Source organism: Rhodococcus sp. IEGM 27 (assembly GCF_033142305.1).
GTDB classification, from domain to species: Bacteria; Actinomycetota; Actinomycetes; order Mycobacteriales; family Mycobacteriaceae; genus Rhodococcus_F; species Rhodococcus_F oxybenzonivorans.
In genome coordinates this window covers 1,069,445-1,090,880 of the sequence record NZ_JAWLSG010000001.1, presented here as the reverse complement: position 1 = coordinate 1,090,880, position 21,436 = coordinate 1,069,445, and the positions used below count along the sequence as shown (strand labels likewise).

The 21,436-nt window shown below is 65.0% G+C and carries 20 protein-coding genes; 8 read left to right on the top strand and 12 right to left on the bottom strand.

Annotated elements, in window-relative coordinates; genetic code table 11:
* Positions 1 to 17: 17 nt before the first annotated feature.
* Both R4P95_RS05120 and R4P95_RS05115 read right to left on the bottom strand, forming a co-directional pair.
* A complete protein-coding gene (locus tag R4P95_RS05120; protein WP_317743762.1) occupies positions 18 to 509 on the bottom strand; it encodes a nitroreductase family deazaflavin-dependent oxidoreductase in 492 nt (163 codons plus the stop codon).
* An 8-nt stretch (positions 510 to 517) separates the two neighbouring features.
* The gene (locus tag R4P95_RS05115; RefSeq protein ID WP_213573746.1) at positions 518 to 1,681 is read right to left on the bottom strand and encodes a steroid 3-ketoacyl-CoA thiolase; all 1,164 of its coding nucleotides are present in this window, start codon (positions 1,679 to 1,681) and stop codon (positions 518 to 520) included.
* A gap of 160 nt (positions 1,682 to 1,841) precedes the next feature.
* Between R4P95_RS05115 and R4P95_RS05110 the strand changes: the two genes are divergently transcribed.
* The gene (locus R4P95_RS05110; protein ID WP_109326883.1) at positions 1,842 to 3,098 is read left to right on the top strand and encodes a cytochrome P450; all 1,257 of its coding nucleotides are present in this window, start codon (positions 1,842 to 1,844) and stop codon (positions 3,096 to 3,098) included.
* Positions 3,099 to 3,246: 148 nt separating this feature from the next.
* On the opposite strand, the gene R4P95_RS05105 is transcribed toward R4P95_RS05110, so the two are convergent.
* Genes R4P95_RS05105 through R4P95_RS05085 form a run of 5 tightly spaced genes read right to left on the bottom strand, consistent with a single transcriptional unit; the run spans position 3,247 to position 7,784 of the window.
* The gene (locus R4P95_RS05105; protein ID WP_317743761.1) at positions 3,247 to 3,663 is read right to left on the bottom strand and encodes a nuclear transport factor 2 family protein; all 417 of its coding nucleotides are present in this window, start codon (positions 3,661 to 3,663) and stop codon (positions 3,247 to 3,249) included.
* An 8-nt stretch (positions 3,664 to 3,671) separates the two neighbouring features.
* Positions 3,672 to 4,535 carry a TIGR03619 family F420-dependent LLM class oxidoreductase gene (locus R4P95_RS05100; protein WP_213573744.1) on the bottom strand — a complete coding sequence of 288 codons (864 nt, stop codon included), beginning with the start codon at positions 4,533 to 4,535 and terminating at the stop codon, positions 3,672 to 3,674.
* A 13-nt stretch (positions 4,536 to 4,548) separates the two neighbouring features.
* A complete protein-coding gene (locus R4P95_RS05095; protein ID WP_213573742.1) occupies positions 4,549 to 5,727 on the bottom strand; it encodes a thiolase domain-containing protein in 1,179 nt (392 codons plus the stop codon).
* Positions 5,727 to 6,791: a thiolase domain-containing protein gene (locus tag R4P95_RS05090; protein WP_213573740.1), complete on the bottom strand. Its 1,065-nt coding sequence runs from the start codon at positions 6,789 to 6,791 to the stop codon at positions 5,727 to 5,729. The genes R4P95_RS05095 and R4P95_RS05090 overlap by 1 nt, the downstream gene beginning before the upstream one ends.
* A gap of 12 nt (positions 6,792 to 6,803) precedes the next feature.
* Positions 6,804 to 7,784: a Zn-ribbon domain-containing OB-fold protein gene (locus R4P95_RS05085; protein ID WP_159926881.1), complete on the bottom strand. Its 981-nt coding sequence runs from the start codon at positions 7,782 to 7,784 to the stop codon at positions 6,804 to 6,806.
* Between the two features lie 79 nt (positions 7,785 to 7,863).
* Between R4P95_RS05085 and R4P95_RS05080 the strand changes: the two genes are divergently transcribed.
* Complete coding sequence (locus R4P95_RS05080; protein WP_317743759.1) at positions 7,864 to 8,901, top strand: LLM class F420-dependent oxidoreductase; 1,038 nt, start codon at positions 7,864 to 7,866, stop codon at positions 8,899 to 8,901.
* A gap of 90 nt (positions 8,902 to 8,991) precedes the next feature.
* Here the strand turns inward: R4P95_RS05080 and R4P95_RS05075 are convergent, their stop codons facing one another.
* Together R4P95_RS05075 and R4P95_RS05070 are read right to left on the bottom strand one after the other, a co-directional pair.
* A complete protein-coding gene (locus R4P95_RS05075) occupies positions 8,992 to 9,951 on the bottom strand; it encodes a hypothetical protein (protein WP_213573736.1) in 960 nt (319 codons plus the stop codon).
* 192 nt (positions 9,952 to 10,143) lie between these two features.
* Complete coding sequence (locus R4P95_RS05070) at positions 10,144 to 10,986, bottom strand: crotonase/enoyl-CoA hydratase family protein (RefSeq protein ID WP_213573734.1); 843 nt, start codon at positions 10,984 to 10,986, stop codon at positions 10,144 to 10,146.
* A 79-nt stretch (positions 10,987 to 11,065) separates the two neighbouring features.
* On the opposite strand from R4P95_RS05070, the gene R4P95_RS05065 reads away from it, so the two are divergent.
* Positions 11,066 to 12,742: an acyl-CoA synthetase gene (locus R4P95_RS05065; protein WP_317743950.1), complete on the top strand. Its 1,677-nt coding sequence runs from the start codon at positions 11,066 to 11,068 to the stop codon at positions 12,740 to 12,742.
* Entirely contained in the window at positions 12,742 to 13,857 is a 1,116-nt protein-coding gene (locus tag R4P95_RS05060) for an NAD(P)H-dependent flavin oxidoreductase (protein ID WP_213573731.1), read from the top strand. The genes R4P95_RS05065 and R4P95_RS05060 overlap by 1 nt, the downstream gene beginning before the upstream one ends.
* A 42-nt stretch (positions 13,858 to 13,899) precedes the next feature.
* On the opposite strand, the gene R4P95_RS05055 is transcribed toward R4P95_RS05060, so the two are convergent.
* From R4P95_RS05055 to R4P95_RS05045, 3 genes are read right to left on the bottom strand one after another with little or no spacing between them, the layout of a single operon-like run.
* Positions 13,900 to 15,471 carry a long-chain-fatty-acid--CoA ligase gene (locus R4P95_RS05055; protein WP_317743757.1) on the bottom strand — a complete coding sequence of 524 codons (1,572 nt, stop codon included), beginning with the start codon at positions 15,469 to 15,471 and terminating at the stop codon, positions 13,900 to 13,902.
* A complete protein-coding gene (locus tag R4P95_RS05050; protein ID WP_317743756.1) occupies positions 15,468 to 16,589 on the bottom strand; it encodes an acyl-CoA dehydrogenase family protein in 1,122 nt (373 codons plus the stop codon). The genes R4P95_RS05055 and R4P95_RS05050 overlap by 4 nt, the downstream gene beginning before the upstream one ends.
* Before the next feature lie 9 nt (positions 16,590 to 16,598).
* Positions 16,599 to 17,810 carry an acyl-CoA dehydrogenase family protein gene (locus R4P95_RS05045; RefSeq protein WP_213573725.1) on the bottom strand — a complete coding sequence of 404 codons (1,212 nt, stop codon included), beginning with the start codon at positions 17,808 to 17,810 and terminating at the stop codon, positions 16,599 to 16,601.
* A 250-nt stretch (positions 17,811 to 18,060) separates the two neighbouring features.
* On the opposite strand from R4P95_RS05045, the gene R4P95_RS05040 reads away from it, so the two are divergent.
* The 4 genes from R4P95_RS05040 (at position 18,061) to R4P95_RS05025 (ending at position 21,435) form a co-directional block, all read left to right on the top strand.
* Complete coding sequence (locus tag R4P95_RS05040) at positions 18,061 to 18,252, top strand: ferredoxin (RefSeq protein ID WP_109326911.1); 192 nt, start codon at positions 18,061 to 18,063, stop codon at positions 18,250 to 18,252.
* 103 nt (positions 18,253 to 18,355) lie between these two features.
* Positions 18,356 to 19,273, top strand: a complete 918-nt coding sequence (locus R4P95_RS05035; protein ID WP_317743754.1) for a 3-oxoacyl-ACP reductase — start codon at positions 18,356 to 18,358, stop codon at positions 19,271 to 19,273.
* Between the two features lie 525 nt (positions 19,274 to 19,798).
* Entirely contained in the window at positions 19,799 to 20,563 is a 765-nt protein-coding gene (locus R4P95_RS05030) for an MlaE family ABC transporter permease (protein WP_109326912.1), read from the top strand.
* A 20-nt stretch (positions 20,564 to 20,583) separates the two neighbouring features.
* Positions 20,584 to 21,435, top strand: a complete 852-nt coding sequence (locus R4P95_RS05025) for an MlaE family ABC transporter permease (protein ID WP_213573721.1) — start codon at positions 20,584 to 20,586, stop codon at positions 21,433 to 21,435.
* The last annotated feature ends 1 nt before the right edge of the window (position 21,436 follow it).

Below are 21,436 nucleotides of genomic sequence, written 5' to 3'. Positions count from 1 at the left end.
CGGCGGTACATACAGTTTTATCGTGGGTTGCAGATGACGACGGGGATCGTTCGCTCGGTCCAGGCCTGGTAGTTGTCGAAATCGGGATACATGTCGACGAGCCGCGGCCAGAGTTGCGCGCGTTCCTCGGCGGTGGCCACACGCGCCGTCATCGGCAGCACGCGCGACTTCACCTGAACGGTGACCGCCGGATCGCTCCGCAAATTCAAGTACCACATCGGGTGCTTCGGCAGCCCACCCTGTGAGGCGACGAGGACGATGCGCTCGCCGTCCTCGAGGAACAGCAGTGGGTTGACCCGGGGTTCGCCGCTCTTGCGGCCGGTTGTGGTGAGCAGGCAAACGGGCAGTCCGCGCGGGAAGGCACTGCCCACCCGCCACTTGCTGCCCAGCCGCCCGCCCGTCCGCTGATACAGGACGACATTGATCTTCGACATCCACTTGATGACGGAAACCGTCCACTTGGAGTCGAGGCCACGCGGTCGAGCTGGGGCAGGGGCAGGTGTGTTCATGGCTGATCCTAGATTCGCTCGATGATGGTGCCGGTGGCCAGCGCGCCGCCCGCGCACATCGTGATCAGTGCCGTCGACCCGTCGGTGCGCTCGAGTTCGTGTAGCGCGGTGGTGATGAGTCGGGAACCCGTGCTGCCCACGGGATGCCCGAGCGCGAGAGCGCCGCCGTTGACGTTCACCTTGTCCATGTCGGGACCGTGGACGGACGCCCACGACAGAAGTACGGAGGCGAATGCTTCGTTCACCTCGAACAGGTCGAGGTCGCCGATTTTCATCCCGCTGCGTTCGAGCACGCGCGCGGTGGCCTGGACGGGACCGTCGAGGTGGAACTCGGGTTCCGACCCGACAAGGGCCTGGGCGACGATACGGGCGCGTGGTGTCAGTCCGAGCGCGCGCGCCCGGGACTCGTCCATCAACATCACCGCGGCCGCGCCGTCGGAAATTTGTGAGGACGTGCCAGCCGTGTGGATGCCGCCCTCGAGGACGGGCTTCAGCGTGGCCAGCGACTCCGCGGTCGTGTCCCGCAGGCCCTGGTCCCGGCTGACCACTCGGCTTTCGCCGGTGGCGTTGCCTTCCTTGTCGACGACGGGCGCCGTCATCGTCAGGACCTCGCGATCGAACCGGCCTTCGTCCCACGCCTGCTTGGCCCGTGCCTGCGAACGGACACCGAGTGCCTCGACGTCTGCGCGCGTGATCCCGCGGCGACGGGCGATCCGCTCGGCTGCCTCGAACTGATTGGGCATGTCGATGTCCCAGTCGGCGGGTCGGCGGGGTCCAGCGTTCTCGCCGACGTTCGCGCCGAGAGGGACCTGGCTCATCGCTTCTATCCCGCAGGCAATTCCGACGTCGATGGTGTCGGTCGCGATGAGTCCGGCAATCAGGTGATTGGCCTGCTGCGCGGATCCGCACTGGCAGTCGATCGTCGTGGCGCCGACCTGCCAGGGCAGCCCGGCATGCAGCCACGCCGTGCGGGTGATGTTGTTGGACTGCGCACCGGCCTGGGTGACGCATCCACCGATCACTTGCTCCACCAATTCCGGGTCGATACCGGAGCGGTCGAGGATTCCCCGCTGGACGGCCCCGAGAATCTCGGCGGCATGCAATCCCGACAGCCATCCACCACGCTTTCCGATGGGTGTACGCACTGCCTCGACGATTACTGGTGTGCCCACGGCGGGCTCCTTTCCTTGTCCTCAGAAAATAGAACAGGTTCTCCTATGGTGGCAAGGACCGGACCAGCTTTCCTTTGCCAGTCGCCTGGCTTGTGTTTCAATGTTAGTAGAACGTGTTCCACATCACGAAGTGGTGTATGGCCTAGGGCAGGAGACAGCAGTGGCGCAGCCCAATCTTCCAGAGGGTTTCGACTTCACCGACCCGGACATCTACGCAGAGCGCATCCCCTACCAGGAGTTCGCCGAGCTGCGTAAGACTGCGCCGATCTGGTGGAACCCGCAGCCGCCGGAGATCGGTGGCTTCCACGACGACGGCTACTGGGTGGTCAGCAAACTCGACGACGTCAAGGAGGTCTCGCGGCGCAGTGACGTATTCTCCACGCACGAGAACACCGCGATCGTCCGCTTCGCCGACGACATCCCTCGCGAGAACATCGATATGCAGCGGTTCATCCTCATCAACAAGGACGCACCCGAGCACACCAAGCTCCGCAAGCTGGTAGCCCGAGGATTCACGCCTCGCGCGATCAACAGCCTCCGGGACGAACTCACCGAGCGCGCCGAGAAGATCGTCAAGGAAGCCGCAGAATCGGGAGCCGGTGATTTCGTCACTCAGATCGCCTGTGAACTTCCCCTGCAGGCCATTGCCGAGCTTCTCGGCGTGCCGCAGGAAGATCGGCTCAAGGTATTCGACTGGTCGAACCAGATGACCGGATACGACGATCCCGAACTGGACATCGATCCCCAGGCCGCGTCGATGGAAATACTCGGTTACGCCTATCAGATGGCCGATGAGCGGAAGAAGTGCCCGGCCAATGACATCGTCACGACGCTGATCGAAGCGGACATCGACGGAAACGAACTCTCGCCCGAGGAATTCGGGTTCTTCGTCATTCTCCTGGCGGTGGCAGGCAACGAGACCACGCGCAACGCCATCACGCACGGCATGATCGCTTTCCTCGACCATCCCGATCAGTGGGAGCTCTACAAGAAGGAACGCCCGAAGACGGCAGCCGACGAGATCGTTCGCTGGGCCACCCCGGTCAACTCCTTCCAGCGCACCGCACTCGAAGACACCGAGCTGGGCGGCGTGCAGATCAAGAAGGGGCAGCGAGTCGTGATGCTCTACGGCTCAGCGAATTTCGACGAGGACGCCTTCGACAATCCCGAGAAGTTCGACATCCTGCGGGAGAACAATCCGCACGTCGGTTTCGGCGGAACGGGCGCACACTTCTGCCTGGGCGCGAACCTCGCCCGGCTCGAAATCGACCTGATCTTCAATGCCATCGCAGACCACTTGCCCGACATCAGTAGGCTGGGAGATCCGCGGCGACTGCGCTCGGGTTGGCTCAACGGAATCAAGGAGTTCCCAGTGGACTACAAGACGACGTCTGGCGGCTGCCCGGTCAAGCACTGACCCCCAAAAATTCAGCGGCGTCGGAGGGCACCCTCATCCTCTCCGACGCCGCTGTTCTATCTCCCGCTGTTTCCTAATTCGAATCGACGCACGACGAAGGCCCCGGTCCGTAGGTGAACCGGGGCCTTACGCGCGGGAAGTTCGAGCGTCAGAGTGTGCGCACAGTCTTCATCGCCCGCTCGACCTCCCAGAAGGCGCGGAGAGATGCGATCTTGCCTTCCTCGTTCACCCGGTAGATGATCACGCCCTCGGCGTCGATCTGTGCTCCGCCGACGACTGACCGTATCGTCCCGATGGTCACATTCTCGTTGCCGCACACCAGCGAGTCGGTGATGAGGAATTCGAGCGACTCGATGGTCGCGATCGTCATGTCGTAGAACCGTGAGATCGCCTCGAGTCCACGATGCCCTTTGCCTTCGGGGTCGAAATGCGAGGGACCGACAGGGTCTTCCACGCAGGCGTCGTCGGCGAACAAGGCGAGCCACTCGTCCTTGCGTCTTCCGCTGGCGGCCTCTCGTGACGCTTGCCCCGCGAGGCGTGCCGGGTGGTCGGTGGTGGTGGTCATGTGCACCCCTAGTCGATGTACTGGTCGGCGAACTTACGCATGGAGTCCTGCTTGGCTTCGAGAGGTCCGTCGAACCCGATGCCGTCGAAGATCCACGGGACGACAATGGTGTCGGTCACTCCCGCCTCGGCCAGTTCCGCGTACCCCTCCTTGCCGAAGCGGTCGATGCAGACGGTCTGTATTTCGTACGGCAGTTCGGCCCGCCCGTACTCCTCGCGGAGTTCACGGAGGCGTGCGATCACCTGGACGAGATCGTCGAATTTGATCATTGCCGACGTCCAGCCGTCGCCCACCCTGGCAGCCCGGCGAAGTGCCACGTCGGTGTGCCCGCCGACGTAGAACGGCACCGGTTTCGTCGGGGCCGGGCTCATCTGCAGGCGGTCGAAGTCGTAGAACGCACCGTGGTACTCGACCATTCCGCCACCGAGTATCAATTTGATGACCTCGATCATCTCGTCGACGCGGGCGCCCCGTTTCGCGTACGGAACCCCGCACCATTCGAATTCCTCCGGAGCCCAGCCGATGCCGACCCCGAAGCCGAAGCGATTGCCGGTCAGATTCGCCACGGATCCCACTTGGCGGGCGAGAAGTACGGGGTTGCGGGATCCGAGTTTGAGGACCTGGGTGTAGAACTCGATCTTGGAGGTGACAGCGCCCATCGCCGCGGCGGCGATCAGTGGATCCACCCAGGGCGTTTCCTCGTTCCACATCCGCGAACCGTCCGGGGTGTACGGGTAGTCGGTGCTCTGCTTCTCCATGAAGAACAGCGAGTCGGGCAGCGCGATCGACGAGAAGCCACATTCCTCGGCGGTTTTCGCGAGGGCAGGTAGTTGGTCGAGGGGATTCATGGCAATGCCGACGGTGAATTTCATGATGGTGACCCCGCTATTGGTTGTCCGGCCGGTCGGATCCGACCACCCACATCGAGAAGTATTGAGAGCCGCCACCGTAGGCGTGGCCCATAGCCTTGCGTGCGTCTTTCACCTGGTGCTCACCGGCGCGGTGCATCACCTGCATGGCCGACTCGGCGAACCGGATCATTCCCGAGGCGCCGATCGGATTGGACGAGAGGACACCACCGGACGCATTGAGCGGAAGTCGTCCACCGATGGCCGTCTCGCCCGCTTCGGTCAGCTTCCACCCCTCACCCTCGGACACGAAGCCGAGGTTCTCGAGCCACATCGGTTCGAACCACGAGAAGGGGACATAGATTTCGGCGACGTCGATCTCGTCGAGGGGGTCCTTGATTCCGGCGGCCTCCCACAGGGCGGCGGCAGCATCCCTGCCAGCCTGCGGGTTCACCTGATCCCGCCCGGAGAACGTGGTGGGTTCGGTACGCATGGCCGTGGCGTGAATCCAGGCGACCTCGCGACCTTCTGCCGTCACCCGCTCCGCCGCCTCCTCGTTGCCGATCACCATGGCGCAGGCGCCGTCCGAGGACGGGCAGGTCTCGTCATATCGGATCGGATCCCACAACATCTGGGAAGCCTGCACGGACTCCAGGGTGATATCGGGTTGCTGCAGATGGGCGTACGGGTTGAGGCTGCCGTTGAGGCGGTCCTTCACCGCCACCATCGCGCCGATGTGCTCAGGCGCTCCCGACCGCCGAATGTAGGACCGGACGTGCGGAGCGAAATAGCCTCCCGCGCCGGCACCCACTGGCATGTTGAAAGGGATGGGGGTCGACAACGCCCACATGGCATTCGACTCGGACTGCTTCTCCCAGGCCACCGTCAGCACTCGCTTGTGTACGCCCGCCTTCACGAGGCTCGACGCCACGACAGCCGTGGATCCGCCGACCGACCCCGCGGTGTGCACGCGGAGAAGCGGTTTACCATTGGCGCCCAACGCATCCGACATCGCGAGTTCCGGCATCATCGAACCTTCGAACAGGTCGGGTGCCTTGCCGATCACGACGGCGTCGATGTCGTCCCAACCCACGCGTGCGTCTTCCATGGCGCGGTCGATGGCCTCGCGGACCAGGCCGGCCATCGACACATCGTGCCGCTTAGCCACATAGTGGGTCTGGCCGGTGCCGAGTACGGCGGCTAGTTGATTCGCCATCAGTTGCGTCCCTCCAAGACTGCGACCAGATTCTGTTGCAGCACAGCGCCACTCGTGGCATGCGCCAGCGTGCGCCCGGCGTTGCCGTCCATGATGGCCCTGGCTGCGTAACCTATGCGCTCCAGGCCCGCCGCGAACATCGGGTTCCCGCTGAGCGGACCTCCCGAGGGATTGATCGTCGTCGAATCGGACAGTCCGATGGCCTCGCGCAGGATCAGCTCCTGGTGGGTGAAGGGACCGTGCAGTTCGGCCACGTCTATTCCGCCGACGTCACCGCCGGTGGCGGCCCGGGCCGCCGACGTCGTGGAGGGCGACACCGTCAGGTCGCGGGCACCGAAGTTCGGGGAGTCGATCCGGTGTTCGATCCCGGTGATCCACGCCGGACGCTCACACAGCTCACGGGCACGGTCGCCGGCTGCCAGTACCACCGCGGCAGCCCCATCGGTGATCGGTGCGCAGTCGTGGGCGCGCAGCGGATCGGCGACGAACGGTGAGGCCAGCAACGTCTCGATGTCGACATGCCCGGACAGCTGGGTGTTCGGGTTGCTCTCGGCTGCCGCTCGACTGCGGGCCGCCACGGCCGCCATCTCCTCGGTCGTCCACTTTCCGGCATCGAGCCCGAGACGGGCCTGTAAGCCCGCGATCGACACCGAGTCGAGGGCGAGGGGTGTCACCAGATAGGGGTCGAGTTGCATCGACAGGACCTTGCGGAGATTGCCCGCCGACGACTTGCCGAAGCCGTACACGAGGGCGGTGTCGACCTCCCCGGTCATGATCTTGACCCAGGCTTCGTAGAAGGCCCATGCCGCATCCATCTCGACGTGAGATTCGTTGATCGGCGGAACCGCACCGATCGAGTCGACCGCGGAGATGAACGAGAACGCCCGACCCGCCAGATAGTCGGACGAGCCGGAACACCAGAAGCCGATGTCCGACTTCGTGATCCCGAGTTGGTCGTACAGCTGCTGAAAGCAGGGGACCAGCATTTCGACGCCGTTGGTGGTGCCGGTGGTCTGACGCACGTGCGGTGCGTGCGCGAACCCGACGACTGCGATATCTGTCATTGTGCCGCGCCCTTACAGGTGGTGTTTGAAGGTGTCGTACTCGGCGTCGGGCTCACCCGTCGGCCTGAAGTACTCGATGTTCTCGAGGGTGTAACCCCACTCCTCGCGTGGTTTCCACTTGGCTTCCACGCGCATGCCCATCCGGACGTCGGCGGCGTCGCACTCGAGAATGAGGTGCAGGAATGCGATGTCGGCGCCGTCGAGCAGCACATACGCTGCGACGTACGGCGGCTTGATGCGCTGACCGAGGAACGGGACGTTGACGATGCAGAAGGTGGTGACGATGCCCCGGTCCGGCAGCTCCACCTGCTCCTTCGTCGGGATGCCGTCGGTGGGATTGGCGCTGCGGGGCGGGATGTACACCTTGCCGTCCGCGCCGGTGCGGCCGCCGATGAGCTTGCCTTCCTTCAGCCCTCGAAGGTAGTAGCTCTCCTCGGCCGACGCCGAATGCATGTAGTCGAGGTCGACCGGCGTCGTCACCATCGTGACCGGCTCCGAGTTCTCGGGCGTCCCGGCGTCGCCGGCCGACTCACCCGGTTCGAAGCACACGATGTCCTGAATGCGTCCGACGCGCTGCTCCGCCCACCGCGCCCGCACACGCATTCCCGTGCTCATCGCGGCGACGGAAGGCACGTCCACCGCGTGCACCAAGGCGGTGTCGGCGCCGTCCAACTTGATCAACGCCCACGCGAATGGCTCGGTGAGCGGCTGTCCGGCAATAGGATCCGGCATCCATGTCCAACTCACCACGGTTCCGGCGTCGGATACGCCGACGAAGTCGGTGAGCGGTTCCGCCGTGTCGGGGTCGAATTCGGGCGGCGGAACGTAGACCCGTCCGTCCGATCCGCGCGCGCCGATGACCTTGCGGTCGCGCAGCGCAGTCACGAAGGCTCCGATGGTCGGGCCCACCGACCGGGTGTAGTCGAATTGAAGTTTCAGCGGGGCGCTCAATGGAGTGTTCGAGAACTTTTCGGCCACCGCGCTCTTTCCCATGGTCACAACTTCGAGTAGAACAGGTTCTAGTGTTTGTGGCAAGGGTCACTTCTGACGACGGTCGATGCGGAGGCACACGATGAAGCTCGGGTTGCAACTCGGATACTGGGGCGCGCAGCCGCCGGCGAATGTCCCGGAGCTGATCGCCGCCGCCGAAGCCGAAGGATTCGACGCCGTCTTCGCCGCCGAATCATGGGGATCCGACGCCTTCACACCCCTCGCGTGGTGGGGCTCGAGCACCGAACGTGTCCGCCTCGGCACCTCGGTCGTGCAGATCTCGGCGCGTACCCCGACGAGCTGCGCGATGCACGCGCTCACCCTCGACCACCTCAGCGGTGGTCGGGCGATCCTCGGGCTCGGGGTGTCGGGCCCGCAGGTGGTCGAGGGGTGGTACGGCCAGCCCTTCGAGAAACCCCTGGCGCGCACCCGTGAGTACGTGTCGATCGTGCGCCAGGTGCTCGACCGTCGAGAGCCCGTCACCAGTGCCGGGCCGCACTACCCGTTGCCGTACACCGGGCCGGGCAGCACCGGCCTGGGAAAGCCCCTCAAACCGATCACCTACCCCCTCCGGGCGGACATCCCGATCTGGCTCGGCGCCGAAGGTCCGAAGAACGTGACGCTCACCGCCGAAATCGCCGACGGCTGGCTCGCGATCTACTACTCACCCCGCCTCGCCCCCATGTACAACGAATGGCTCGACGAGGGCTTCGCGCGGCAGGGTGCTCGTCGTACCCGGGAAGACTTCGAAGTGGCGGCCACCTGTCAGGTGATCATCACCGACGACCGCGCTGCAGCCATCGACGGGCTCAAACCGATGACAGCGCTCTACGTCGGCGGCATGGGCGCACCCGAACTGAACTTCCACGCCCAGGTGTACACCCGCATGGGATACGGCGAACAGGTCGAAGAAATCGGCCGGCTCTTCCGTGCGGGCCGCAAAGACGACGCCGCCGCCGTAGTCCCCGACGACATGGTCACCGAGACCATGATCATCGGCAACGTCGACGAAGTCCGGGCCGACGTCAAACGCTGGGCAGACGCCGGAGTCACCACACTCCTCGTCTCGTGCCGCGACGCCCCGCACGTGCGGCAGCTCGCCTCCGCGGTCCTGGGCTGACCTCCCTGCCCCTGCCCCTGCCCCTGCCCTCGTCCCCCTTCCGCCGGGCGAATGTACCTTTCGGCGCCTCAGGTGCGTCGAAAGGTACATTCATCCGGCCGCTGTTTGCATCCGGACCTCCGGTCGGGGGCGGGACGACGCCAACTGGTAGTGGCTGCGGAGGTCGTCGATCACGCGGTCGGGGTGGTCGCGGACGGCACTAGGGAGCGTCGGAAGCACGATGATGCCGTGGTTCTGCATCCGGGTTCGGCGCTCGACGGTCGATTTGTAGGCCTTGGGCGCGAGATGCCAGTCGAGCGAGTCGATGTCCCAGGCGAACGCGACCTCGTCGATCCAACCGTCCGGCATGGCGATGAACTGCCCGTCGGCGTCGACGATCCTGCGGTTGAACACCATTCGGGGTAGGCCGCTCCGCGTCCACAAGCGGCGGGCTTCGGCTTCGGACACCGAGTGGACGTCGGCGCTCACCTCGCGTAGCACGGCACGGGGGAGTGCTGCGCCGCGGCCACTGCCCGCGTCCAACTCCGCGATGAGTTCCGGGACTCTCGCCCCGCCTCGCTGGATCACCTCGGCGATGAGGGATCGAGTGCTGTCCAGAGTGCGGCACCGTCGTGCCGCGTCGAGCAACGCGCGTGGAAGCGGGGCGCAGGGAAGCCCGTTGCGCATCACCGGCGCCGGCATCCGCGTCGTGCGTTCGACGAGGACGAAGCCCGTGGACTGGACACGCCGGTGCGTGGCGATCAGGACGTGGGCATCGCCGGAGTACGACGTTCCGTACCCGTACTCGTGTAGCGCTGCACGTCCGGTGAGGATGGCGTTGTCGCCGCTGAGCACGATCGCAGCCACAGCACGCTGACGTGCGGTCGGGTGGCCGTTGCCGAGCATCACGACGCCGGGAAGGATCCGTTGCCACGGCCCGCCCGGACGGCATCGGGCGTCGATCGCCGAGTTCGACACTCCCCAATGCCTCAGTTCGGCGGTGCGGATGATCCCTGATCGGCTGATTCCGTACAAGTCTTCGAGCCGATGCCCCCATTGTCCCCGTCGCATGGACTCGATGATGACGCACCCGCTGCCAGCGGCAGGGTTGTTCACCAGGTGTTTTGGTGAGGCCTGTGGACAACTAGGGGTTGTGGATAAGCCTCACACCCTGGGGCGAATGTACCTTCCGGCGCCTCAGATGCACCGAAAGGTACATTCGCCCGGCTGGGGGTGGGTGGAGAGGTGAGCGGTGGGGTCGGGTCAGCGGCCCTCGAACTTCGGCGCACGCTTTTCGGCGAAGGCGCGGGGGCCCTCCTTCGCGTCGGCGCTGGTGAACACCGCGGTGCCGAGTGCGGCGTCGATCTGGAAGGCGTCTTCCTCGTGCATACCTTCGGTGTCGCGGATGGTCTTCAGGATGGCCTGGACGGCGAGGGGGCCGTTGGCGGAGATGAGGTCGGCGAGTTCGAGGGCCTTGTCGAGGGCGTGACCGTCGGGAACGACGTGTCCGATGAGGCCGATCTCCTTGGCTTCGGCGGCGGTGATGTGGCGTCCGGTCAGGAGAATGTCCGCAGCGATGGTGTACGGGATCTGCCGGACGAGGCGCACCGCCGAACCGCCGAGCGGGAAGAGCCCCCATTTCGCCTCGGACACACCGAATTTGGCGCTCTCGCCGGCGACGCGAATGTCGGTGCCCTGAAGGATTTCGGTTCCGCCTGCGATGGCGGGTCCCTCGACCGCTGCGATGAGGGGCTTGGTGAGGCGACGGCCCTTGAGGAGAGCCTCGATCTTCGACAGATCCCACGCCGGCTGGCTTCCCTCACCCCCTCCCGAGAAGGAGTCGCCTGGGTGCTGCACCGTCATGGCCTTGAGGTCTGCGCCCGCGCAGAAGGCTCCGCCGGCACCGGTGAGGATGGCGACGCGGATGTCCGGGTCGGCGTCGACCTGATCCCACGCGTCGCGCATGATCGCCATCATTTCACCGGACAGCGCGTTCTTCGCCTCGGGGCGGTTCATCGTGACGATCAGGACGTGCCCGCGCTTCTCGACGAGGCAGTGCGGCGACTGTGCTGAAACGTCGGATTTCTCGGTGGTGGTAGAGGACACTGAAGTCTCCCGAAGGGTGTGTGAGCTGGCTCTCAGATTGGGTCTTGCCAGAAACGGTAACACGTTCTACTTTGTTGACGTGGCCCTTAATATCGCAGACCTCGTAGAGCACGCAATCGACCTCGTTCCGGACCGCGTCGCGTTGGTGTCCGACGACCGGGAAGTGACGTACGCGCAGATGGAGGAGAGGGCCAATCGACTAGGCCATTACCTGCGCGAACAGGGTGTCCGGCCAGGCGACAAGGTGGGCATCTACAGCCGCAACACCCTCGAGGCCATCGAGGCCATGGTGGCGGTGTTCAAGATCCGGGCCGTGATGGTCAACGTCAACTATCGGTACGTCGAGAACGAGTTGCAATACATCTTCGAAAATTCGGACATGGTCGCGCTCGTGCACGAGCGTCGGTACGCCGACAAGGTTGCCGCTGTGCTGCCCCGCACGCCTCTGGTGAAGACCGTCGTCGTCATCGAGGACGGAACCGATCTCGACTACTCGTCGTACGGCGGCGTCGAGTACGAGACCGCGTTGGCGCAGGGTTCTCCGGAGCGCGACTTCGAGGAGCGCAGCAACGACGACATCTACATGCTCTACACCGGCGGCACGACAGGCAAGCCGAAGGGCGTCATGTGGCGTCAGGAGGATGTCTGGCGAGTGCTCGGTGGCGGTATCAATTTCATGACCGGTGAGTACGTCGAGGACGAGTGGGACCTTGCCAAGCAGGGTGCCGAGACCGCCGGAATGACCCGCTTCCCCATTCCGCCGATGATTCACGGCGGCAGCCAGTGGGCCACTTTCCAAAGCTTGTTCGGTGGCGGCAAATGCGTGATGCACCCGGAGTTCGACGGCCACGACGTCTGGCGCATCGTCGACCAGCACAAGGTCAATCTCGTCTTCATCACGGGCGACGCGATGGCGCGGCCCATGCTCGACGCCCTGATCGAGGGCAACCCGGCCACCGGTGAGCCGTACGACCTGTCGTCGCTGTTTCTGATGGCCAGTTCGGCGGCGCTGTTCTCGCCCAGTATCAAGGAGAAATTCCTGGAACTGCTGCCCAATCGGATGATCACCGATTCGATCGGCTCGTCCGAAACCGGCTTCGGCGGATTGAGTGTGGTGGAGAAGGGCAAATCGCACGGCGGCGGACCGACGGTGAAGATCGACGCCTCCACCTCGGTCATCGACGACGACGGGAACCCGGTGGAGCCCGGCTCGGGCAAGGTCGGCATTCTCGCGCGCAAAGGGCATATCCCGATCGGCTATTACAAGGACGAAGAGAAGACCAAGGCGACGTTCCGGGAGTATCACGGTGTCCGCTACTCGATCCCCGGCGACTTCGCGCAGGTGGAGGCGGACGGCACCGTCACGATGCTCGGACGTGGTTCGGTCTGTATCAACAGCGGCGGCGAGAAGATCTTCCCCGAAGAGGTGGAAGGCGCGCTGAAGTCGCATCCCGACGTGTTTGACGCCCTGGTGGTCGGTGTGCCTGACGAGCGATTCGGCCAGCGCGTCGCTGCCGTCGTCCAGACGCGCGGCGGGGCGCGTCCCGGCCTGCACGAGATCGCATCGGCCGCGCGTAAGGAAATCGCCGGATACAAGGTGCCGCGCAGCCTGTGGTTCGTGGACGAGATCAAACGTTCGCCTGCAGGTAAGCCCGACTACCGCTGGGCCAAGGAACAAACGGAAACCCGACCCGCCGACGACCACAACGGCAACGGTTCGGCCCAGAGCGACACCGTGACGAGCAAAGGCGCGTAATGCACACAGCTTTGAGTGAGAAGTTCGGCATCGAGTACCCCATCTTCGGGTTCACGCCGTCCGAGCATGTGGCCGCGGCTATTTCGCGGGCCGGCGGCCTGGGCGTGCTCGGCTGTGTTCGGTTCAACGACCCGGAGGAACTCGAGGACGTCCTGACGTGGATGGACGAGAACACCGACGGCAAACCGTACGGAGTCGACATCGTGATGCCGGCCAAGATCCCGACGGAGGGCACGTCGGTGGACCTGGAGTCGCTGATTCCGGCGGAACATCGTGCCTTCGTCAACCGCACCCTGGACGAGCTGGGTGTGCCGCCGTTGGAAACGGGCACCGAGCATGCGACGGGGGTGCTCGGCTGGCTTCACTCGGTGGCCCGCTCGCATGTCGATGTCGCGCTCAATCACCGTATCGCCCTGATCGCCAACGCACTGGGCTCGCCGCCCAAGGATGTCATCGATCAGGCCCACGCCAAGGGTGTTCCCGTGGCGGCGCTCGCCGGGGCGGTCGAGCATGCGCGCAGGCACGTTGCGAACGGCGTCGACATCGTCATCGCGCAGGGATATGAAGCGGGCGGGCACACAGGTGAGATCGCGTCGATGGTGCTGGTTCCGGAGATCGTCGACGCGGTAGGCGATTCCGCTGCTGTGCTGGCCGCCGGCGGCATCGGTAGCGGCCGTCAGGTGGCGGCCGCCCTGTCGCTCGGGGCATCCGGTGTCTGGATGGGTTCGTACTGGCTCACGACGTCGGAGTACAAGCTCGGCAGTGCGTCGGCAGACGGACCATCCGCAATCCAACGGGCCTTGCTCGGTGCGACTTCGGCTGACACGGTGCGGTCCCGCATCTACTCGGGTAAGCCCGCCCGCCTGCTGAAGACCAAGTGGACCGATGCGTGGTCGAAGCCGGAAGCGCCTGCGCCACTGCCGATGCCGTTGCAGAATCTGCTGGTCAGCGACGCTCATCAGCGGATTGCCGCTTCGGAGAATCCTGACGTCGTCGCGATGCCGGTAGGGCAGATCGTCGGCCGGATGAACGAAATCCGGCCCGTGTCCGAGGTGATGGACGAGCTCGTCTCCGGCTTCGAGGCGGCAGTGTCCCGGCTCGTTTCGTACAAGTAGCGGTACTGGGGTGGCGAAGTAGGCGGGAGCGTACTTCGCCACTCACAGGCGGGAGTAGCCGGTACCGTCGCGGACCCAGACAGGATCCGCGCAGTTCCATCGCTGCGCGCTGAGTGTGCGTGTGAGTACCTTGAACGTGGCCGTGCGGGGAAACTCGGAGCACACCCGCACCAAGGTCGGGCGCTGTTTCGGACCGAGATCGGCCTGAGCGTCGAGGAACTCCGCGAAGTCGACGGGATCGAATTCGCGGGTGGGCACGACTGCGGCCATCACCCGGTCGCCGACCTCGGCGTCGGGTACCGCATACACCGACACCTCCGCGAACCCGTGGTAGCGCAGCAGGATTCGTTCGATGGGCGCGGAGCCGAGGTTTTCGCCGTCCACGCGCAACCATCCAGTGCTGCGGCCGGCGAAGTACACGAATCCGTCGGCATCGCGGTAGGCCAGGTCGCCACTCCAGTACTTTCCGTCCCGGATCCTCTCCGCGTCGGCCTCCGGATTGTCGTAGTAGCCGGCGAAGGCGCCGGGACCGTTGACGTTGACGAGTTCCCCGGTGGCGGCCTCGGCGTTGACCAGGCGACCGGATGCATCGAATTCGGCAGGAGGGCAGGGCAGACCCGACTCCGGGTCGAGGATCGCGATTCCGTCGGGGAGCCGCCCGAGTGCGCCCGGCGGTGAGCCGGGAGTAGCGGAAATGGCCACTCCGCCTTCGGTGGAACCGAATCCGTCGACGACCTGCGTGCCGAAACGCCGGGAGAATGCGGCAACCGCGGGAGCGGATCCCTCGTTGCCGTACATCACTCGCAGCGTGTTGTCGGCGTCGTCGAGCTCCTCCGGCGTTGCCAGCACGTACGACAGCGGCTTTCCCACATAGTTGGCGTAGGTGACCCCGTACCGCCGGACATCGGCGAGGAAGTGGGACGCGGAGAACCTGCGCCGCAACACGATCGAGCTACGGGCTGCGAGCGCCACAGACCAGGCGGCCATCATGGCGTTGGAGTGGAACATCGGCATAGACAGGTACACGACGTCGTCCGGTGACAGCGAGAACCGCTCGGCGAGCATCAGCCCGGGCCCGGTGATCTTCGCGTGCGTACAGCGCACGGCTTTGGGGTCGCCGCTCGTCCCGGAGGTGAAGATGAGCATGAAGAGATCGCCGGGCTCGGGCGTTACCTGTTGAAAAGATGGCCGCTGTACCGACAGCATGCCGGCCCACTCCGCGGAGTCCACGTTGATCACCGGGACCTCGAGCAGCAGTCCGTCGAGCAGATCCGAACGACTGTTCTCGGTGAAGATGACCTGGCAGTCGGCGAGCGCCGCATCGCGGGCCAGCGCGTCGCCGCGCCGGGTGGTGTTGAGGCCCACGAGGACTGCGCCGGAGAGTGCCGCCGCACCCGCGAGGAGCGAGAACTCGGGCACGTTGTCCATCAGGACACCGAAATGCCGCGGGCGTTCGGGATCGAGAAGATCATCGAGAACCGCGGCGCGCTGCAGGCTCGCCCGCAGGTGGTCTGACCAGGACAGGAAACGGTCCTCGAAGTACAGCCCCTCGGACTCGCTGTCGGCGACACCGCGAAGCAGGTCCGCCACCGTGCGTGCGAGTGTCGCCGTCATGCGGGGACGGTGGCCAGTTCGGCGCCGAGGGTCCGGAGCTGCCGGGTGGCGGAGCCGAGCCGGAACTCGAGGGCCTTTGCCGCGAGGAAGTACCGGTGCACGGGATGATCCAGGTCGAGCCCGACACCGCCGTGAATGTGAACCGCCGTGTGGGCCACCCGGTGACCGGCGTCGGACGCCCAGAATTTGGCGGTCTGGACGTCGCCCTCGCCGGGCAGTCCTTCGCTGAGCCGCCATGCTGCCTGCCACAGAGTGAGCCGGACGCCCTTGACGTCGATGTACGCGTCGGCGAGTCGCTGAGCCACGGCCTGGAAGCTGCCGATGGGCCTGCCGAACTGCACCCGTTCGCGGGCATAGGCGGCGGTCAGCGTCAGAGCCTGATCGAGCACGCCGTACTGGTACGCGCAGGCGCCGAGAGATCCTCGTTCGACGAGTCGATCGACGATCTCGCTGCCCTGCTCGACGGTGCCCAGGAGTCGATCGGCACCGAGGACGACTCCGTGCAGCGCCACCTCGCCGGTGGAGGCGAAATCGACGGTCTGCTGCCTGGTGACGGTCACCCCGTCGTCGTCGGGGCGGACGAGGAACACCGCCACGCCGTCCGGGGTCGTCGCCGGCACCAGGAACAACTCTGCGGACGGCGCCGCGTCGACGACGATCTTCGTGCCGTCGAGGGTCCAGCCGCCGGGTCCGGGTTCGGCGTGGGTGACGGGAGCGCCCGGGTCGTCGTTGAGTTCCTCGTCGAGGGCGACGGTGAGAATTTTCGCACCGGCCGCTGCGGCCGCTGCCCACTCCGCACGCTGTTGTTCGTTGCCGTATCGCGCGAGCGCATCCGCCGCCATGACGATGGACGAGAGGTAGGGGACCGGTGCGACGGCCCTGCCCAGTTCGACCAGGATGCTGCACTGCTCGAGAACGCCGAAACCGTCGCCGCCCACCGACTCCGGTAGTGCGGCGCCCAGGACACCGGACGAGCCGAGTGTGGACCACAGTTCGCGATCGAGGCGGTCTTCGGCCACGTCGAGCTCCCGCAGGCGGTCGTTCGTGACGAGATCCGTGACGATGCTCCGGGTGAGACCGGCCAGATCCTGTTGAGCCTCGGTGAGGGTGAAATCCATGGTCGTGTCCTAACGCTTCGCAGGGGGGAGGCCGAGGGCCGTCATACCGATGATGTCGCGCTGCACCTCGTTGGTTCCGCCACCGAAAGTGAGGATGAGGGAAGAACGGTGCATCCGCTCGATGCGTCCGCGCAGCAGGACGCCGGGGGAGTTCTGCCGAAGCGTGGCCGACGGGCCGAGGACTTCCATGAGCAGTCGGTAGGCCTCGGTGGCGAACTCGGTTCCGTAGACCTTGTTGGCCGACGCCGCCTCCGGGCCCGGAGCGTGCGCTGAATCATCCCCTGTCGCTTCGCTTGCCCCGGTCGACGAGGCGATCTCCCAGTTCATCAACTTGAGGTACTCGGCCTTGGCATGGACCCGGGCCAGATTGATCTGAACCCATTCCTGGTCGATGACGCGGCGGCCGTCCGGCAACTTGGTGTTCTGCGCCCACTCCCGCACTTCCCGCTGTGCGGTGAGGATCGGTCCGGCCGAGGTGAGCGCGACACGCTCATGGTTGAGCTGGTTGGTGATCAACGCCCAACCACCGTGTTCGGGACCCACGAGTGCGGAGGACGGTACGCGCACGTCCTGGTAGTAGGTGGCGCTGGTGTCGGGACCGGCCATCGTGTGGACGGGTGTGTACGAGAATCCTTCGGCCGTGGTGGGCACGATCAGCATGCTGATGCCCTTGTGCTTCTTCGCCTCGGGGTCGGTCCGGCACGCCAACCACACGTAGTCGGCGTATGCGATCAGGCTCGTCCACATCTTCTGGCCGTTGATCACATAGTCGTCACCGTCCTTGACGGCGGTGGTGCGCAGGCTTGCAAGGTCCGTCCCTGCCTCGGGCTCGGAGTATCCGATGGAGAAGTGCAGCTCGCCCGCGGATATCTTCGGCAAGAAGAACGACTTCTGCTCAGGCGTACCGAAGTGCATGATCGTGGGGGCTACGGAGTTGATCGTGAGGAATGGCACGGGGGCACCGGCGATGGCGGCCTCGTCGGTGAAGATCAGCTGCTCCATCGCCGAACGCTCCTGGCCGCCGTATTCCTTCGGCCAGCCGAGCGTCAACCAGCCGTCCTTGCCCATCTGCGCGACGACGTCGCGGTAGACGTTGCCCTCGCCGTACTCGCCGGTGGTGGCGGCGAGAGCCTCCCGCCGGTCCGGCGTCATCAACTGCGCGAAGTAGGCGCGCAATTCTTCGCGCAGCGCCTGCTGTTGTGGCGTGTAGGTGATGTGCATCCAAATACCTCTCCAGTCCGAAGGCCCGGAACTCGTCTCAACTGGCACACGTTCCAGTCTCTACGGTGCGATGGCGGGGAGTCGGGCCCGACCGGCTGGGGGGCGCGCTCGGTGGGCCTGCTCGCAGTCGTGGAACGAATCATTGCACACGACTGGAACAGGTTCTAGTGTTATCGCAGGAACGGTGTGCGCCGCAGCCTGGCGGCGCCCGGGCCGACGAGCGACGTGACGAGGAGAAGTGAGGGTTGCCATGGAGGTCAGAGTCGATTTCGACCGGTGCGAGGCCAACGGTGTGTGCGTAGGGATTGCCCCCGACATCTTCGACCTTGACGACGACGATAATCTGCACATTTCGACCGCTCACCCACCCGCTGACCGGGAGGAAGACGTGCGGACTGCCATCGCGCAGTGTCCGAGGGCGGCGCTCACCGAACACCCTTGACCGTCGTTGCCCAAAATAAGAACACGTTCTACAGTGACGACGTCCACCGTGGCGCCGGGTGTGCAACCCGGCGGCGATTGCAGACGACCAGGAGTGCCGCTTCATGACTGATGTTGCTGACCGCGATGTGAACTTGGACGGCAAGGTAGGCGTCGTCACCGGCGCCGGATCCGGGCTCGGAAAGTCCGAGGCGATCGGTCTGGCGCGGGCGGGTGCGTCCCTCGTGGTCAACGACCTGGTGACCTCCGACGCCGTCGAAGAAACACTCGAAGAGATCCGAGGTCTAGGCGCCAAGGTCGAATTCGTCGCCGGCGACATCGGTGAACGGTCCACTGCCGACGCGATCATGGAAGCGGCGCGCGGCCAATTCGGCAGCCTCGACATCCTCGTCAACAATGCCGGGATAACGCGGGACCGCATGCTGTTCAACATGTCGGACGAAGACTGGGATCTGGTACTGAAGGTGCATCTGCGCGGGCACTTTCTGCTGTGCCGCTCCGCCGCCTCCTATTGGCGCGGAAAATCCAAGGAGGCGGGTGCGCCCGTGTACGGCCGCATCATCAACACGTCCTCGGAGGCAGGCCTGCTAGGGCCCGAGGGGCAGGCAAACTACGGTGCGGCCAAGGCGGGCATCACGGCTCTGACCCTCTCCGCCGCTCGCGGGTTGTCTCGCTATGGAGTACGGGCCAACGCGATCTGTCCCCGTGCGCGCACGTCGATGACGGAAAACGTCTTCGGTGAGGCGCCGGCCGAGGGGATCGACCCACTGTCGCCGGAGCATGTGGCGGCGTTGGTCACCTACCTCGCCTCGCCCGCGGCCGACACCGTCAACGGGCAGCTCTTCGTGGTCTATGGCCCGATGGTCGCGTTGATGGCGGCTCCGGTCGTCGAGCGCCGATTCGACGCGACAGACTCTCGATGGACGCCGGCGAGTCTGGCCGAGAGCCTCGGCAGCTACTTCGGTGAACGCGATCCGGCCGCGACGTTCTCCGCGTCGGCTGCCCTGCGTGAGCTGGGCTGAACGAGCCGTCGCGGCGCGTCGACGACACATCCGGCGTTACCGCCCATTTTCCCAGGTAATACCCGCGTGATGGGCGATACTGGGTGAAAATACACAGCGACCGGCTGGGGTCGAGACGGTGCGACGGGGGAGGCAGCGATGTGCCTACACACGCTAGATCCTGTTCTAGTTTTACCGTCGATTTCGGCTTCGGCACCTCCATGGCGAGGGCTGAGTGACGTCCACGCAGCGGCGTGCAGGCGGCTCGGTCCGGGTTCGGTAGGGAGACGGCATATCGTGACCAAACATGCTGTGTGCTAACACTTTAGACGTACTCGGTCGACGTTCGAGGTGGACGCATCGCGGCTCTTTTTTTGGACGAAAACGCCCTCCTCGAAGTGCTCGATGTGGGACGATTCTTGCTGATGATCGGCTATTTTTGACAGGTGAACACGTTCTAGTTAATATGACCTGAGTCACAGGCCGTTGGGGGGCTGGGCTCAATCAACAGTCGGTGCTGGGTGCGATCAGGGACGAGGAGGACGAATGGTAGACCTCCTCGAGGTGCCATTGCGCGCTGTCGGCGGGTTTTTCACGATGTCGGCCGAGACGCTCAGGGCGGTGTTCTCGAGGCCCTTCCAGCGTCGCGAGTTCGTGGACCAGGCGTGGTTCGTTGCCCGGGTATCGATGGTTCCCACGGTGCTGGTCGCCATCCCGTTCACCGTTCTGGTGAGCTTCACCATCAACATCCTCCTCCGGGAGATAGGTGCCGCGGATCTCAGTGGCGCGGGTGCGGCGCTGGGCACCGTGACCCAGGTCGGCCCCATCGTGACCGTGCTCATCGTGGCCGGGGCGGGCGCCACCGCGATCTGCGCAGACCTCTCGGCCCGCACGATCCGCGAAGAGATCGACGCGATGCGGGTGCTCGGTATCAACCCGATTCATCGGCTGGTCGTACCCCGCGTGCTCGCCTCGACCGTCGTGGCCCTACTGCTGAACGGCCTGGTCTGCACTATCGGGATTCTCGGTGGGTTCGTCTTTTCGGTGTACATCCAGGATGTGAATCCGGGGGCCTTCGTCAACGGCATCACCCTTCTCACGGGGTTCGGTGAGCTCGTGATCTCGGAGGTCAAAGCCGGTCTGTTCGGCATGATCGCGGGTCTTGTCGCGTCCTATCTCGGCCTCAACGTGAAAGGTGGCGCCAAGAGTGTCGGTGACGCCGTCAATCAGACCGTCGTGTTCTCCTTCATGGCGCTGTTCGTGGTCAACGTTCTCGTCACCGCCGTCGGCATCAAGCTGACGGCAGGGTGATCGACATGGTGGTGGAGTAGATGTCTCTCGCAGCGGCCGGGCGGTTTCCCCGCACACGCCGGCAATTCGCGTCGACGTCCCGTTCGATTGACCGGCTCGGCGAGCAGGCGCTGTTCTTTGCGCGCGCCATCGCCTGGGCCCCTCGTGCGGTGAGGCGGTACCCGAAGGAAACTCTGCGGCTCATCGCCGAGATCAGCATGGGCACGGGTGCGCTGGCGGTGATCGGTGGAACCGTGGTGATCGTCGGATTTCTGACGCTCTTCACAGGAGGCACCATCGCCGTCCAGGGATACAGCTCGCTCGGCAACATCGGTGTCGAGGCGCTCACAGGCTTCTTCGCCGCGTTCATCAACGTACGCATCGCGGCCCCGGTCATCGCGGGTATCGGACTCGCGGCCACGATCGGGGCGGGCTCGACCGCCCAGCTCGGTGCCATGCGCGTGTCCGAGGAGATCGATGCCCTCGAGACGATGGCGATCCCCTCGATCCCGTACCTGGTCAGCACCCGGGTGATGGCCGGAATGATCGCGATCGTTCCGCTCTACGCCCTTGCGGTGATCGCATCCTTCATCGCCAGCCGATTCGCCACCGTGGTTCTCTACGACCAGTCCGCCGGTGTGTACGACCACTACTTCTCGACCTTTCTGATACCGACGGACATTCTGTGGTCGTTCGCGCAGGCCATCGTCATGGCGATCGCCATCATGCTCATCCACACCTACTACGGCTTCACCGCGTCGGGTGGTCCCGTCGGAGTCGGCGTGGCCGTGGGCAACGCGGTGCGGTCGTCGCTGATAGCGGTGGTCACGGTTACCCTCCTCATCTCCCTCGCCATATACGGCGGTTCCGGCAACTTCAACCTTTCGGGATAGG